General features: G+C 65.6%; 13 protein-coding genes. 8 read left to right on the top strand and 5 right to left on the bottom strand.

What is annotated here, in order from left to right; all coding sequences use genetic code 11:
* The first annotated feature begins 5 nt into the window (after nt 1–5).
* From AXYL_RS16785 to AXYL_RS16765, 5 genes are read left to right on the top strand one after another with little or no spacing between them, the layout of a single operon-like run.
* On the top strand, nt 6–1253 hold the full coding sequence (locus AXYL_RS16785; RefSeq protein ID WP_013394016.1) for an ABC transporter substrate-binding protein: 1248 nt from the start codon (nt 6–8) through the stop codon (nt 1251–1253).
* Between the two features lie 43 nt (nt 1254–1296).
* The gene (locus AXYL_RS16780; protein ID WP_013394015.1) at nt 1297–2148 is read left to right on the top strand and encodes a branched-chain amino acid ABC transporter permease; all 852 of its coding nucleotides are present in this window, start codon (nt 1297–1299) and stop codon (nt 2146–2148) included.
* A gap of 1 nt (nt 2149) precedes the next feature.
* Complete coding sequence (locus AXYL_RS16775; protein ID WP_013394014.1) at nt 2150–3139, top strand: branched-chain amino acid ABC transporter permease; 990 nt, start codon at nt 2150–2152, stop codon at nt 3137–3139.
* Nucleotides 3120–3842: an ABC transporter ATP-binding protein gene (locus AXYL_RS16770; RefSeq protein WP_013394013.1), complete on the top strand. Its 723-nt coding sequence runs from the start codon at nt 3120–3122 to the stop codon at nt 3840–3842. The genes AXYL_RS16775 and AXYL_RS16770 overlap by 20 nt, the downstream gene beginning before the upstream one ends.
* 4 nt (nt 3843–3846) lie before the next feature.
* On the top strand, nt 3847–4554 hold the full coding sequence (locus AXYL_RS16765) for an ABC transporter ATP-binding protein (RefSeq protein ID WP_013394012.1): 708 nt from the start codon (nt 3847–3849) through the stop codon (nt 4552–4554).
* A gap of 57 nt (nt 4555–4611) precedes the next feature.
* On the opposite strand, the gene AXYL_RS16760 is transcribed toward AXYL_RS16765, so the two are convergent.
* The 4 genes from AXYL_RS16760 to AXYL_RS16745 all read right to left on the bottom strand — a co-directional run bounded on the left by AXYL_RS16760 (nt 4612) and on the right by AXYL_RS16745 (nt 8791).
* Complete coding sequence (locus AXYL_RS16760; RefSeq protein WP_013394011.1) at nt 4612–5682, bottom strand: porin; 1071 nt, start codon at nt 5680–5682, stop codon at nt 4612–4614.
* Between the two features lie 332 nt (nt 5683–6014).
* On the bottom strand, nt 6015–7316 hold the full coding sequence (locus tag AXYL_RS16755) for a TRAP transporter large permease (protein ID WP_013394010.1): 1302 nt from the start codon (nt 7314–7316) through the stop codon (nt 6015–6017).
* Nucleotides 7309–7809, bottom strand: coding sequence for a TRAP transporter small permease (locus AXYL_RS16750; protein WP_013394009.1), 501 nt, complete (start codon nt 7807–7809; stop codon nt 7309–7311). The genes AXYL_RS16755 and AXYL_RS16750 overlap by 8 nt, the downstream gene beginning before the upstream one ends.
* 7 nt (nt 7810–7816) lie before the next feature.
* The gene (locus AXYL_RS16745; RefSeq protein ID WP_013394008.1) at nt 7817–8791 is read right to left on the bottom strand and encodes a TRAP transporter substrate-binding protein; all 975 of its coding nucleotides are present in this window, start codon (nt 8789–8791) and stop codon (nt 7817–7819) included.
* A 268-nt stretch (nt 8792–9059) separates the two neighbouring features.
* On the opposite strand from AXYL_RS16745, the gene nudC reads away from it, so the two are divergent.
* The 3 genes from nudC (at nt 9060) to AXYL_RS16730 (ending at nt 14162) form a co-directional block, all read left to right on the top strand.
* Nucleotides 9060–9830, top strand: a complete 771-nt coding sequence (nudC, locus tag AXYL_RS16740; RefSeq protein WP_013394007.1) for an NAD(+) diphosphatase — start codon at nt 9060–9062, stop codon at nt 9828–9830.
* 138 nt (nt 9831–9968) lie between these two features.
* Complete coding sequence (locus AXYL_RS16735; protein WP_013394006.1) at nt 9969–10478, top strand: winged helix DNA-binding protein; 510 nt, start codon at nt 9969–9971, stop codon at nt 10476–10478.
* 60 nt (nt 10479–10538) lie between these two features.
* A complete protein-coding gene (locus tag AXYL_RS16730) occupies nt 10539–14162 on the top strand; it encodes a hydantoinase B/oxoprolinase family protein (RefSeq protein WP_013394005.1) in 3624 nt (1207 codons plus the stop codon).
* Between the two features lie 69 nt (nt 14163–14231).
* Here AXYL_RS16730 and AXYL_RS16725 read toward each other — a convergent pair whose 3' ends face one another.
* Nucleotides 14232–15269: a C45 family autoproteolytic acyltransferase/hydolase gene (locus tag AXYL_RS16725; RefSeq protein ID WP_013394004.1), complete on the bottom strand. Its 1038-nt coding sequence runs from the start codon at nt 15267–15269 to the stop codon at nt 14232–14234.
* Nucleotides 15270–15413: the final 144 nt, after the last annotated feature.

The following is a 15413-nucleotide window of genomic DNA, read 5'->3' as shown; positions in this document are numbered from 1 at the left end:
CAGTTATGAAGATGAAGCTCATCGCGGGTGTCGCCGCGAGCCTGGCGCTGATGTGCGCCGTGCCCGCGCAGGCCCAGCAGGCCGTGCGCATCGGCGCGATCTATCCCCTGTCAGGCGCCCTGGCCTCCACCGGGGCGGAAATCAAGGCGGCCGTCGAACTGGCGGTCGACATCATCAACAATCCGCATCCCGAACTGGAAGGCATACCGCTGGCGGCGGGCAGCGGCCTGCCGGCGCTGGGCGGCGCCAAGATCGAAGTGGTGTTCGGCGATTCGCAGGGCAAGCCCGAAGTGGGTCTGGCCGACGCCCAGCGCCTGATCGACCAGGAGAAGGTGGTGGCCCTGACCGGCGCCTACCAGTCGGCCGTGACCAAGACCGCCAGCCGCATCGCCGAGCAGCGCGGCATTCCCTATGTGAATGGCGAATCCAGCAGCCCGGACCTGACCGAGCGCGGCTACAAGTGGTTCTTCCGCACCTCGCCCAACGACGACACCTTCGTTGAGAACATGATGCAGTTCCTGGACGGCGTGAAGGCCGTGCCGACCGCCAAGATCGCCGTGGTGTACGAAAACACCGACTTCGGCGTGAACACCTACAAGGCCGTTGAAAAGTTCGCCAAGCAATACAAGCGCCAACTGGTCGCCAACATTGCCTATAGCGCGGGCTCGGCCTCGGTGACGGCGGAAGTGCAGAAGCTGGCCGCCGCCAAGGCCGACGTGGCGATCTTCGCCAGCTATACCTCGGACGCCATGCTGTTCGTGCGTACCATGCGGGAAAGCAAGTACGCGCCGCCTGTGCTGCTGGCCAACGATGCGGGCTTCATCGATTCGCGCTTCGTGCAGGAAGTGGGGCCGCAGGTCCAGGGCGTGCTGACGCGCGACGTCTGGGGCAATGACGTGGCGGCGTCCAAGGCCGGGCTGAAGAAGATCAACGACATGTACAAGGCCAAGACTGGCAAGGATCTCAACGGCAACAACGCCCGTTCGATGCAGGGCGTGCTGGTGCTGGCCGACGCGATCAACCGGGCCGGTTCGACCGATCCCGAGGCGATCCGCAAGGCGCTGGCCGCCACCGACCTGGGCGAGGCGCAGGTCGCGATGCCCTGGGCCGGGGTGCAATTCGACGCCAAGGGCCAGAACACCAAGGGCTCGGGCCTGATCCTGGAGCTCAAGGGCTCGTCCTACCAGACGGTCTGGCCGGAAAAATACCGCACGGACAAGAGCCTGCCGACGCTGCCGTTCGCCTGGAAGTAACCACAGACGCGGCGGGCCGCGGGGTCCGCCGCAGGAGCACTCCATGTTTGAAGCTCTCTCGGCAGGCTTGTTCAACGGCCTGATCTATGCCGCGGTGGCGGTGGGGTTGGCGCTGATCTGGGGCATCACCGACGTCATCAACTTCGCCCACGGCGAATTCCTGATGCTGGGCATGTATGCCGCCTATTGGCTCTACACGCTGGGCCACATCGATCCCACGCTATCGGCGCCGCTGGTGGCCATCGTGCTCGCCTTCGTCGGCTTTTTGACCTACGCGCTCATCATCCGCCGCTTGCAGAAGGGGCCGGCGATGGCGGTCATCCTGGCCACCTTCGGCCTGGGGCTGGTGCTGCGCCAGGTCGCCTTCATCGCCTTCAGTCCCGATTACCGCAGCCTGCCCGACACCCTGGTGTCAGGCAGCGTCACGGTGGCTGGCATTTCGCTGGGCAGGCCACAGGTGGTGACGGGGTTGATCGCGCTGGTGGTAGTGGTCGCGCTGTTCATCCTGGTGTACCGCACGCGCTGGGGCCATGCCTTGCAGGCGGTGGCGGAAGACCGCCAGGTGGCGGCGCTGGTGGGCATTTCACCCGACCGGGTCAACGCCCAGGTCTGGATGCTGGGCAGCGCCGCGGTGGGCCTGGCCGGCGCCTTGCTGACCACCTTCTTCTACGTGTTTCCCTCGGTGGGCACGGTGTTCGGCCTGCTGGCTTTCGTGGCGGTGTGCATGGGCGGCTTCGGTTCGTTGCCCGGCGCCTTCATCGCGGGGATTCTGATCGGGATCATCGAGGCCATGACGGGCTACTTCGTCGCGCCTGCGCTCAAGACGGTGAGCGTGTTCATCCTGTTCATCCTGGTTCTCTGGTATCGGCCGCGCGGCCTATTCGGGCGGTGGTGAGATGAACAAGACAAACAGAATCGACGCCGCGTATGCGGGCGTACCGAAGTGGCCGGTCGCGGCGGCGGCCGTGGCCGCCATCCTGATGGCCCTGGTGCCGCTGGTGGTGAAGGACGCCTTCACCCTGCAGGTGCTGTTGCTGGCCATCATGTTCGGCGCGCTGGGCGCGTGCTGGAACCTCGTCGGCGGCTTCCTGGGACGGATCTCCTTTGGCCACAGCGTGTTCGTGGGGGTGGGGGGCTACACCACGTTGCTGCTGCTGCACCATCTGAAGCTCACGCCGCTGTTGGGCATTCCGCTGGGCGGGGTGATCAGCGCGGCGCTGGCCTGGCTGGTGGGCGGCCCCACGCTGCGGCTGTCTGGCCATTACTTCGCGATGGCCACCATCGCGCTGCTGCAGATCGGGCTGCTGCTGATGATCAACTGGGAATGGGCGGGCGGCGCGGTCGGCCTGGAGGCGCCGATCGGCGACGCTGCCTGGATGCTGCTGTTCCGCAGCAAGGTGCCGTACTACTGGATCGCGGTGGGCCTGGCGTTCCTGACCTTCTGCGCCACCTTCTTCCTGGTGCATTCCAAGACCGGCTTCTACTGGCGAGCGATCAACGGCGACGAGGCGGCCTCGCGCAGCCTCGGCGTGCCGGCCGACCGCTACAAGATGCTGGCCTTCGTGATGTCGGCGGGCATGACCGGGGTCTGGGGCGGCTTCTTCGCCATGTACGTGGGCTTCATCGATCCGGAGTCCATGTTCAACCTGACGATGTCGGTGCAGGTCGTGCTGGTCACGATCCTGGGCGGAGTCGGTACGCTGATCGGTCCTTGGTTGGGAGCGGCGGTGCTGCTGCCGCTGTCCGAGGGCACGCGCGTGCTGTGGGGCAGTTCGGGCATGGGCCTGGACCTGCTGGTTTTCGGCCTGGCCATTTTGCTGGTCACGATGTTCCTGCCGGGCGGGCTGGTCACACTGAGGAGGCGCCGTGGCTCTGCTCGACGTTAAGAACCTGACCAAGCAATTCGGCGGCCTGGTCGCGAACAAGGACATCTCGCTGTCGGTCGAAGCGGGTGAAATCGTCGCCATCATCGGTCCCAACGGCGCGGGCAAGAGCACCCTGTTCAACGGCCTGGTGGGGCATCACGAACCCACCTCCGGCTCGGTGACCTTCGATGGCCAGTCCATGATAGGACGCCGTCCCGAACAGGTGGCCGCCATGGGCCTGGTGCGCACGTATCAGATCCCGCGCAGCTTCGGCCAGATGACGGTGCTGGAGAACGCCATGGTCGGCGCGCTGCTGCGCCATCCGCGCCTGCAGGACGCGCGCCGCGAATCCGCCCGCGTGCTGGAGCTGGTGGGGCTGGCCGAGCGCGCCGACGTGCGGGCGGCAGAGCTGAACGTGGCCGGGCAGAAGCGCGTCGAGCTGGCGCGGGCGCTGGCGACCGAGCCGCGCATGCTGCTGCTCGATGAAGTGGCGGGCGGCCTCAACCCGGCCGAGGCCATCGCCCTGGCCGAGATCCTGCGCGGCATCCATGCGTCGGGCGTCACGCTCATCATCGTGGAACACGTGCTGGAGGTGGTCATGCGGCTGGCCCAGCGGGTGCTGGTGCTGAACTTCGGCCAGATGATCGCCGAGGGCGCGCCGCAGGAGATCGTGCGCAACCCGGCCGTGATCGAAGCCTATCTGGGGAGAAAGCACCGTGCCTGATGCGATGCTGAAAGTGGAAGAGCTGAGCGTGGCCTATGGCGGCGTGCAGGCGGTGCGCGGTGTGTCGCTGGAAGTCAGGCCGGGCGAGATTGCGGCCTTGCTGGGCGCCAATGGCGCGGGCAAGTCCAGCACCTTGCTGGCCATTGTCGGGGCGGTCAAGCCCAAGGGCGGGCGGGTGGTGTTCGAAGGCCGGGACATCACCGGCACGCCGCCGGACAGGCTGGTGACTCAGGGGATCTCCATGATCCCCGAAGGCGCCCGCGTATTCGCACGCCAGCCGGTGGAGCAGAACCTGCGCCTGGGCGCCTATACGGTGCGGGACGAGCGCGTCTACGGCGAACGCCTGGAGCGGGTATACGCGTTGTTCCCGCGGCTGAAGGAGCGCCGCGCGCAGCTTGCCGGCACCATGTCAGGCGGCGAGCGCCAGATGCTGGCCATCGGCCGGGCGCTGATGAGCGGCCCGCGCCTGCTCCTGATCGACGAACCCAGCCTGGGTCTGTCGCCGTTGTTGGTGGAGCAGGTATTTGATGCGCTGGCGGCCCTGAACCGCGACGACGGCCTGTCGGTCCTGCTGGTGGAGCAGAACATGGCGCAAGCGCTGGAAGTCGCGGCGCGCGCCTATGTGATGCAGAGCGGGAGGGTGGCGCTGTCGGGCGAAGCGGCGGAACTGGCGGCCTCGGACGAGGTGCGCAAGGCGTATCTGGGGATGTAAATCGGGGGATGTGACGAAACCGCGCCGGACGCGCAAGGCGTCCGGCGCGGACAGTCATCAGAAGATGTGGCGGAAGCCCACTGCGGCGCCGAGCTGGTTGCTCTTGCCGGTGATTTCGCCGCTGGCGGCATCGCTGACCTTGTTCCAGTCCACGGTGCCGTAGATCTGCGAGCGCTTGGACAGCGAGTACTCGGCCACGGCGACCAGCGCGTAGCGTTTGCCCTTGTCGCCGTCTTCGACCACGTTCTTGCTCTGGTCGTAGTAGGCGGCGCCGGTGATGGCCCAGCGCGGCGTGGCCTGCCAGGTGACGCCGGCGAAGTAGCCGTTGTCCTTGCGGTCCAGGCCGGGAGCCTGGGCACCGCCCATGACGGCGTTGACCCAGCCAGTTTCGTCGCGGCCGTTGTAGTAGCCGGCGAACACCTTGGCGCCTTCGAACTGATAGGACGCGTTCAGGTTCCAGACGCGCTGGCGCAGATCGGAATCCGTGCCGTCGTAGGTCTGCTGGTAGCCCGCGCCCAGGCCCAGGTTGCCCACGGTGTAGCGCAGGCTGGCGCCGTACTGCTGGCCGGCCTTGTGGTCGTTGTAGTCGTCGCCGTTGGCCCAGGACAGCACGAACGCCAGGTCTCCAATGGTGTTGGAGTACTTGGTCATGTTGTTGGTGCGCACGCGCGACATGGCGGCGGGCAGCCAGGCGTTCTGGTCGTAGTTGCCGACAGTCAGCGGGTCGAAGTAGTCGGCCAGCAGGTCGAACATCGGCGTGTTCTGCAGACCCAGCGTCAGTGCGCCGATATTGCCGCCGTCCAGGCCGATATAGGCCAGGCGGCTGAAGGTCTTGCTGGGATCCGAGCCGCGACCGTTCTGCATGTTGAAGCCGTTTTCCAGGCGGAAGAAGGCGCGGTTGCCGTTGCCCAGGTCTTCGGAGCCGCGTAGGCCCCAACGGCTGTTGGAAATGGCGCCGTTCTCCATCGACACGCGGCTGCCGTCCGCGCCGACGCTGCCGGCGCTGGTGCTGAGGTAGCGGATGCTGACGTCGGCGATGCCGTAGAGGGTGACGCTGGTTTCGGCTTGGGCCGTGCCGGCGGCCAGGCCCAGGCCTGCAAGGGCGAGGGATAGAGTGATGCGTTTCATGCGGGGGGCTCCTCCTGGGTAGCGCTATTTTTAATGGCGCCGGGCTTTTGGCCCGGCTGGTCGCGCCTGGCGGATCGTCAGGCGCTGGGCCGTCGCTCCGACGCTTTGGGTAAGCGCGGGTCCGGGCGATGGCCGCATATGCACATATACGCCGTAATGTTGCAACGTATCAGCGCCTGGGAATTCTAGAAAAGTTGAGGAGCAAACAACACCTGTAGTTTTTTGGAGTTTTCCCTGGTTTACAGGAACGCAAAACAGGGGGCGGGTAGAGTGCGCGGGCAGGGGTTAAAAAAAACCCCGTTGCAGGAACGGGGTTTCATGTTGGCGCCAGGCTACAGCGTCATGTGCAGCGGCAGCCACGTCGCTATGCCAGGCACGGCATAGAGCAGCAGCACCGCCAGGATCATGAGGAAGAACATGGGCAGCGAGGCGCGCGCGATATAGGGCAATTCCCTGCCGCTCATGCCGGACAGCACGAACAGGTTGAACCCCACCGGCGGCGTGATCTGTGCCATTTCCACAACGAATACGATGAAGATGCCGAACCAGATCAGGTCGATGCCGGCGGCCTGCACCGTGGGCAGCAGCACGCCCATGGTCAGCACGACGATGGAAATGCCGTCCAGGAAGCAGCCCAGGATGATGAAGAACACCATCAGCGCCATGATCAGCCAGAATTGAGACAGGCCTAGTCCGCCGATCCATTCGGCCAGCGCGCGCGGCAGGCCGATATAGCCCATGGCCAACGTCAGGAACTGCGCGCCCGCCAGGATCAGCGCGATCATGCAATACAGCCGGGTTGCGCCCAGCAGCGATTGCATGAAGGTGGAGCGGTTGAGCGACCCCTGCAGCGCGGAGAGGAACAGGGCCCCCACCACGCCGACCGCGGCCGCTTCCGTGGCGGTGGCGATGCCAGTGTAGATCGACCCCAGCACCGCGCCGATCAGCAGCATCACCGGGATCAGGTGGCGCGAACGCGACAGCTTCTGCATCAGCGACAGGCCCGGATCGGCCGCCGGCACCTGGCTGGGGTTGCGGATCGCCCACCAGGCGATGTAACCCATGAACAGCAGGGCCAGCAGGATGCCCGGCACGATGCCCGCGATGAACAGCTTGGCGATGGACACGTCCGCCGCCACGCCGTACACGATCATGATGATGGATGGCGGGATCAGCAGGCCCAGGGTGCCGGCGCCCGACAGCGTGCCGAGGATCTTGTCCTCGGGATAGCCGCGGCGCGTGAGTTCCGGAATGGTCATCTTGCCGACCGTGGCGCAGGTTGCCGCGGACGAACCCGAGACCGCCGCGAAGATGGCGCAGCCGATCACGTTGGTGTGCAGCAGCCGACCGGGAAGGCGGTTGAGCCAGGGGGCGAGCCCCTTGAACAGGTCTTCGGACAGCCGCGTGCGGAACAGGATTTCGCCCATCCACAGGAACAGCGGCAGGGCGGTCAGCGTCCAGCTGGAGGACGCGCCCCAGATGGTGACGGCCATGGCGTCGCCGGCCGGCCGGCTGGAGAAGATCTCCATGCCGATCCAGGCGGTTCCCGCCAGGGTCAGGCCGACCCAGACCCCGCAGCCCAGCAGCGCGAAGATCGAGACGACCAATAGGGTTATGACGAGTAGTTCATTCATGGGTTTGCTGCGAAGTGGCGGCGGACAGGCCGCGTGAGCGTCGGATCAGCTCGTCGATCAGGGCGACCAGGAACAGCACCGTGCCCACGGCCATGCTGAGCTGGGGAATCCAGAGCGGCGTGGCGTCGTTGGATGTGGAGATGTCGTTGAACTGCCAGGAGTCGTAAGTCAGCTTGACGCTGAAGAACGCGAAGGCGGAAGCGAGCAGGCAGCCGACCGCCAGGGCGAATATATCCAGCTTGCGGCCGGCGGCCGGCTTGAGCGAATTGAGCAGCAGCGTGACGCGGATGTGCTCGCCGTGCTTGAACGTGCTGGCCAACGCAAGGAAACCCGCGGCGGCCATGAAGTACCCGGCATAGGCGTCCGTGCCGGGAATGTTCATGCTGAGCTGGCGCGCGATGATCGCGGCCAGCACCGACACCAGGACGCCGATCGTGCACAGGCCGGCCAGCAGGCCGGCCGCGCCGTATAAACCATCTAGAAAGCGGCGCATGGAAATATCACTGCTTCTTGTAGGCGTCGATCATGGCCTGACCGTCAGCGCCGGCTTTCTTCAGCCAGTCGTCCAGCATGCGCTTGCCGATCACCGACAGGCCTTCCTTCAGCTCGACCGTGGGCTTGATGGTTTCCATGCCGTTCTTGGCCAGCTCTTCCTGGTACCACTTGTTCTTTTCCTGCGACAGCTTCCAGCCGCGCTCCTCGGCCTGCGCGCCGGCCTTCTTCAGGGCAGCCTGGGTCGCGGGGTCGAGCGCGTCGAACGCCTTCTTGTTGACGATGATGGCGTTCTTCGGCAGCCAGGCCTGGGTGTCGTAGAACTTCTTGATGTACTCGTAGGTCTTGGTGTCGTAGCCGGTCGATGCCGAGGACATGTAGGAATCGATGACGCCGGTGGCCATGGCCTGGGCCAGTTCAGCCTGCTGCACCGTGACGGGCTGCGCGCCGACCAGTTCGGCGATCTTGGCCGTCACCGGGCTGTAGGCGCGCCACTTCAGGCCCTTCATGTCGCTGATCTGCTTGATGTCCTTGTTGGCGAAGATGCCCTGGGGCGGCCAGGCCACCGCGTACAGCAGCGTCATGCCGTGCGAATTCAGCTTCTTTTCGAGGAAGGGCTTCTGCGCTTGGTAGAGCTTGAACGAAGCGTCGTAGCCGGTGGCCAGGAAGGGCAGGCCGTCCAGTTCGTAGATCGGGTCTTCGTTCGCAAAGTTGGTCAGCAGGATCTCGCCGATCTGCGCCTGATTGCCTTGCACCGCGCGCTTGATCTCGGGCGCCTTGTACAGCGAGGCGTTGTTGTGCAGCGTGATCTTCAGCTTGCCTTCCGACAGCGTATCCACGTCCTTGACGAAGGTGGTCAGGTTCTCGACGTGGAAGTTGCTGGCCGGATAGGCCGTGGGCAGATCCCATTTCGTTTGCGCCTGTGCGCCTGCGCTGAACGCCAGGACGATGCTGCCGGCGAGCAGGGAAATTTTCTTGTGCATGGGTGGGTCCTTCTTTGCGAATGGTGAAGCCGGGTTGTGCCCGAAAGGCATTGCGAAAGAGTGCGCTGCGCCGATGACGCGCAGCTGAAAAGCCGTGCCATTCTATGTTGCTATGCGGCGGCAGGGCGCGTGAAATCGCGTCTTTACGGGTTATTCCTAACAGCCGCGCGCAGCGTCGATCATTGAGGGTTCAATCTTTGCGCAAACGCAATGCAGCGGCCGTTTTTCTTCTAACATTGCGTATCGAATGCATGGTGCAGAGGCGCGTGTGAACTTCGTTTTCCGTCGTGATGAATTGCTGGTTGAAGAGACGTCCGCAGTCTTGCCGGACACCGCCTTGTGCGTACAGATAGGCTTGGCGGCGGCGGCCTTGCAGCCGATCTGGGCGCTGCCCGGTTCGCCGTACCGCACCGTGCATGTCGAACCCGGCGTGGAGCCGCCGCAGGGCTATGCCTTCAGGAAGCTGCGCTCGCTGTTCGGCGTACTGGACGATGAACGCATGGCGTTGGCCGGTCGCGCCTACCAGATTGCCGAATGGGCGCGCACACACCGGTTCTGCGGCGTCTGCGGCACGCCGGCGGAACGCGTGCCCACCGAGTTTTGCCTGCGTTGCCCGTCCTGCGGCTTTTCGGCCTATCCGCGTATTTCGCCGGCCATGATGGTGCTGATCCGCAAGGGTGACAGCATTCTGCTGGCGCGCCACACCACCACGGCCACCTCGCGCTACACCGCGCTGGCAGGCTTCGTCGAGCCTGGCGAAAGCATCGAGCAGACCGTCCATCGCGAGGTCCACGAGGAAGTCGGCTTGAAGGTCGGCAACCTGCAGTATTTCGGTAGCCAATCCTGGCCGTTTCCGCATTCGCTCATGGTTGCGTTTACGGCGGACTACGTGTCGGGGGACATACGTGTCCAGGAAGACGAGATCGCCGATGCGCGCTGGTTCGGCCCGGGCGATCCCATGCCCGAGATCGCGCCGCGGATTTCCATCGCAGGCGGGCTGATCCGGGCCAATCTGCCCATGGGCTGGTCGGCGCCTTAAACCGCCTTTCTGGTTTGGAGTTTTCTAGGGGTATTCCCTCGAAAGAGGGGATTTCTGGCGCTCCGTTCGTATTTTTTATTGATGAAATATAGATAAATTATTAGTATTTCACTCATATAAACTCGGCTTGCGGCTCCCATGACACCCGCTTTGATTGCATCGTCGGCCCATCTGGCCGGCGGCAGCGCGCCCGACCTCTCCGAGGTGGAATTCGGCCTGATGATCGCCAGCCACGCCTTCGACCGCTGGACCGTGCGCTGCATGGCGGCGGCCGGGCTGCCCGACCTGACGCCCACCGACGTAATGGTCTTTCATCATGTCTATCACCGTGAACGGCCCAAGAAGCTGGCCGACATCTGCTTCACGCTGAACGTCGAGGACACGCACATCGTCAGCTATGCGCTCAAGAAGCTGGACCGCCTGGGCGTGGTCAAAGGCGAGCGCAACAGCAAGGAAGTCTTCTACAGCGTGACCCCGGACGGCGCGGCCATCCTCAAGCGCTACGCCGAGATCCGCGAACAATGCCTGACCGCCGGCCTGGACGCGCCGGGTGGGGGCGGGCTGGACTACAGCCGCCAATTGGCGCACACGCTGCGCGCGCTGTCCGGCCTGTACGACCAGGCCGCCCGCGCGGCGACCTCTCTTTGATTCCATTTATCCGCGCGCGGCCGCATGCGCCGCGGCGACTCTTTGTTTGCAAGGACAGCTATGAAGTGGCAATTCTGGATTGACCGTGGGGGTACCTTTACCGACATCGTGGCGCGGCGTCCCGATGGCACGACCACCACGGCCAAGATGCTCTCGGAAAACCCGGAGCAGTACCGCGACGCGGCCGTGGCCGGCATCCGCAAGCTGCTGGGCATCGCGCCCGGCCAGCCCGTGCCCGCCGATCAGGTCGAGTGCGTGAAGATGGGCACCACGGTGGCCACCAACGCCTTGCTGGAACGCAAGGGCGAGCGCACCTTGCTGGTGACGACCAAGGGTTTCCGCGACGGCCTGCGCATTGCGTACCAGAACCGTCCGCGCCTGTTCGATCGCAACGTCCTTCTGCCCGAGATGCTGTACGAATCCGTGGTGGAAGCGGACGAGCGCGTGGCCGCCGACGGCGAGGTGATCCGCGAGCTGGACCAGGAAGCGCTGCGCGCGGCCATGCAGGCCGCCTACGACAGCGGCATCCGCGCCGTCGCCATCGTCTTCATGCATGCCTGGCATGCGCCGGAACACGAGCGCATCGCCGCCCGCATCGCGCGTGAAGTGGGCTTCCCGCAGGTGTCGGCCTCGCACGAGGTCAGCCCGCTGATCAAGTTCGTGTCGCGCGGCGATACCACGGTGGTGGACGCCTATCTGTCGCCCATCCTGATGCGCTATGTGGACCAGGTGGCTGGCGAACTGCCGGGCATCCGCCTGATGTTCATGCAATCGAGCGGCGGCCTGACCGACGCGCACCGTTTCCGGGGCAAGGACGCCATCCTGTCGGGGCCTGCCGGCGGCATCGTCGGCATGGTGCGCACCAGCGAGATCGCGGGCTTTCCGAAGGTCATCGGCTTCGACATGGGCGGCACCTCCACCGACGTGTCTCACTATGCCGGCGAATTCGAACGCGAATTCGAGACCCAGGTGGCCGGCGTGCGCATGCGCGCACCCATGATGAGTATCCACACGGTGGCGGCGGGCGGCGGTTCGATCCTGCATTTCGATGGCGCGCGGCTGCGCGTGGGTCCGGATTCGGCCGGCGCCAACCCTGGTCCCGCGTGCTATCGCCGCGGCGGCCCGCTGGCGGTGACGGACTGCAACGTCCTGCTGGGCAAGATCCAACCCGATTTCTTCCCCAAGGTCTTCGGCCCCGAGGCCAATGAGCCGCTGGACCGCGACGCGGTCGTGGCGCGCTTTACGGCCATGTCCGACGAAGTGCGTGCGGCCACCGGCCGCGAGATGAGTCCGGAACAGCTCGCCGAGGGCTTCCTGGAAATCGCGGTGGGCAATATGGCCGAGGCCATCAAGCGCATTTCGGTGCAGCGCGGCCATGACGTGACCGAATACGCGCTGACCGTGTTCGGCGGCGCGGGCGGCCAGCATGCCTGCCTGGTCGCAGACGCGCTGGGCATGACGACCGTGTTCGCGCATCCGCTGGGCGGCGTGCTGTCGGCCTATGGCATGGGCCTGGCCGACCAGACCGACATGCGCCAGAAGACGGTCGAGAAGGTGCTGGACGCGGACCTGATGCAGGCGCTCCAGGGCGAGCTGGACGAGCTGGCCGGCCAGGCCGTGGGCGAATTGCGCCGCCAGCATGTGGCCGAAAGCGATATCAGCGTGCAGCGCCGCCTGCACCTGAAGTACCGCGGCACGGACACCTCGCTGGAAGTGGCCTACACGGACCTGGACCAGGCGCGCAAGGATTTCGAGGCGGCCTACCGCCTGCGCTATTCCTTCCTGATGCCCAACCGCGAGCTGGTGGTGGAAACCATCTCCGTCGAAGCCACGGGCGGCGGCGAACGCGTCAGCGAAGCGACCACCGCGCGGCTGCGCGATGGCGCCCTGGCTCCCAGCCGCGTCGTCAGCATGTACAGCGGCGGCGCCTGGCGCGACACGCCCTTGTATGTGCGCGAGGACATGGCGGGCGGCGACGTGGTGGCGGGGCCCGCCATCATTTCCGAGCCCAACCAGACCACGGTGGTCGAAGCAGGCTGGCAGGCTGAACTGACGGCGCAGGATCACTTCGTGATCCGCCGCGTCGAAGCTCGTCCGGAACGCCGCGCCATCGGCACACAGGCCGATCCGGTCATGCTGGAGGTCTTCAACAACCTCTTCATGTCGATCGCCGAGCAGATGGGTTACCGCCTGCAGAACACGGCCTATTCGGTCAACATCAAGGAACGGCTGGACTTCTCCTGCGCGATTTTCGATGCGCAGGCCCGTTTGATCGCGAATGCCCCGCACATGCCTGTGCACCTGGGTTCCATGGGCGAGTCCGTCCGCACGGTCATGCGCGCCAACGCGGGTCGCATGCAGCCCGGCGACGCCTACGTGGTGAACGATCCGTACCACGGCGGCACGCACCTGCCGGACGTCACGGTCATCACGCCGGTGTTCGGTCGCGATGGCCGCGAAATCCTGTTCTACGTGGGGTCGCGCGGGCACCATGCCGACATCGGCGGCACCACGCCGGGCTCGATGCCGCCGGATTCCAAGACGGTGGAAGACGAAGGCGTGCTCTTCACCAACTTCCAGCTGGTGAAGAACGGCGAGTTCCGCGAAGCCGCCGCGCGCGGCATCCTGGGCTCGGGCCGCTGGCCCGCGCGCAATCCGGACCAGAACATCGCCGACATGCACGCGCAGATCGCCGCCAACGAAAAGGGCGTGCAGGAGCTGCTGCGCATGTGCGACCACTTCGGCCTGGAGGTGGTCCGCGCCTACATGGGGCATGTGCAGGACAACGCCGAGGAAGCGGTGCGCCGCGTGATCTCGGTGTTGAAGGACGGCAGCTACGAGTATCCGCTGGACAACGGTGCGATGATCCGCGTAGCCGTGAAGGTCGACACCCAGGCGCGCAGCGCCGTGGTGGATTTCACCGGCACGTCCAACCAGCTGGACAACAACTTCAACGCACCCGGCGCCATCGCCGTGGCGGCGGTGCTGTACGTGTTCCGCACGCTGGTCAATGACGATATTCCGCTGAACGACGGCTGCCTGGTGCCGCTGTCCATCATCCTGCCGGAAGGCTCGATGCTGCGCCCGAATCCGCCGGCCTCGGTGGTGGCGGGCAACGTGGAAACCTCCATGTGCATCGTCAACGCGCTGTACGGCGCGCTGGGCGTGCTGGCCGCGAGCCAGGGCACGATGAACAACTTCACGTTCGGCAATGCGCGCCATCAGTACTACGAGACCATCTCGGGCGGCACGGGCGCGGGTCCGGTGCGCATCGATGCGGCGGGTCCCCACGATGAAGGTTTCGCAGGGACTTCGCTGGTGCAGGCGCACATGACCAATTCGCGCCTGACGGATCCCGAAGTGCTGGAGTTCCGCTTTCCGGTGCGCTTGGAGTCCTACGAAATCCGCAAGGGTTCGGGCGGCGCCGGCCGCTATCCGGGCGGCGACGGCGGCGTGCGCCGCATCCGCTTCCTGGAAGACATGACGGCGGCGATCCTGTCGAACAACCGACTGTACGCGCCGTTCGGCCTGGCAGGCGGGCAGCCCGGCGCCATGGGCCGCAACTCGGTCGAGCGCGCCGATGGTTCGGTACAGGAACTGGGGCCGCAAGACAGCGCGCAGCTGTGTCCGGGTGACATCTTCGTCGTTGAAACCCCCGGAGGCGGGGGCTACGGCCAGGCTTGACCCGTAGCGGATGAAGCAACGGCCGCGTCAGCAATGACGCGGCCGTTGTTTTTCGGGCGTGGCGGATGACTACGATTCCGTGTCCGACATCACGTCCAGCGCAATGTCCGCCTTCGCCTTGCGGTCGTAAACCCGCAGGGTCACTTCGCTTTCTCCGATCTCGAATAGCGCGGTCGCCAAGGTGTTCTCGTCATCGGGATCGTCCGCCGCGGTGCGCAATATCGGCAGCTTTCCCTCGGTGTCGTGCAAGGCGGCGATCACATCGTCGCGGCCGGTGCTGCCGGACCAGCCGTCCACGATTCCTTCGATGCGGTTCTGCCGCGCCCGCGACGAGTCCGTGACCAGCTGCGCCACGCCGCCCATGTCCGCATGCACGATGTGATTGGCATGGCCGTAGCGCGTGCCGATCTCCAGGATGGAGACCGAGCCCGGCGCGACTTCGGCGCTGAGCAGGCGCGGGTCGCCGGCCGCGCCCAGCGTGTGATGGAAGCCGCCGGAATGCGGCAGTTCGCGCAGCAGCCCGACGGCCTCGTCCAGCGTGGCGCAATCCAGCAGCGCGCGCGCCATCAGCATGCGCGGCACGCCCGGATGCCGTTGCCGGATGCGCAGGTTGTTGATGGTCTGGACCAGCCCGGCGCGGTTGGCGCCGAAGGTGTGACCGGGCAGGGAACCGGGGTAATAGAAGCTGACGTAGCCGGGTGCGTCGTCCAGCGCCACGTCGACCAGATGGCAACGCCCATGCAAGTAGGGATCGCCGTCCTCGTTGTGGCCGATCCAGCGCGTGCCGTCCGCCGCCCGTAGTGCGACCGACGTGCAGCCGTCGGTGGTGCTGTGCAGCAGGTCGCCGCGGCAGTTCCACAGCAGCACGTCCTCGATCGGCATGCGCAGGCCTTCCGCCATGCCTTCCAGCTCTTCCCAGACTGCCGGCAGCGCCGTTTGCGCCTGCCGTGCCAACTCGTCCAGGAAGGCGTGGCCGCGCCACGGCCGCAGCGCATCCCAGCTGCGGCTTTGCTCCAGGTAGGTTGCCATCAGGGGGCGCGCCAGCTTGCCCAGCGCCAGGCCGGTTTGACGCCGGTTGCCGGCAATGCGCACATATTTGTAGGCCATGGGAATCCTCCGGGTGTCATGCGGATTGTAAATTTTCCGGCCGCTGCCGGGTGGGGACGTATGCGTTAAGATCGGCGGTAAGCTGTGCCGGAGACCCCGGCGCGGCCTAGGAATCATGCCCCTACAACAACCCCGGGGTGCCGA

Source organism: Achromobacter xylosoxidans A8 (assembly GCF_000165835.1).
Lineage (GTDB): Bacteria > Pseudomonadota > Gammaproteobacteria > Burkholderiales > Burkholderiaceae_B > Achromobacter > Achromobacter xylosoxidans_B.
Note: the sequence above shows the minus strand (reverse complement) of the source record. Positions and strands in the feature narration are given on the sequence as shown.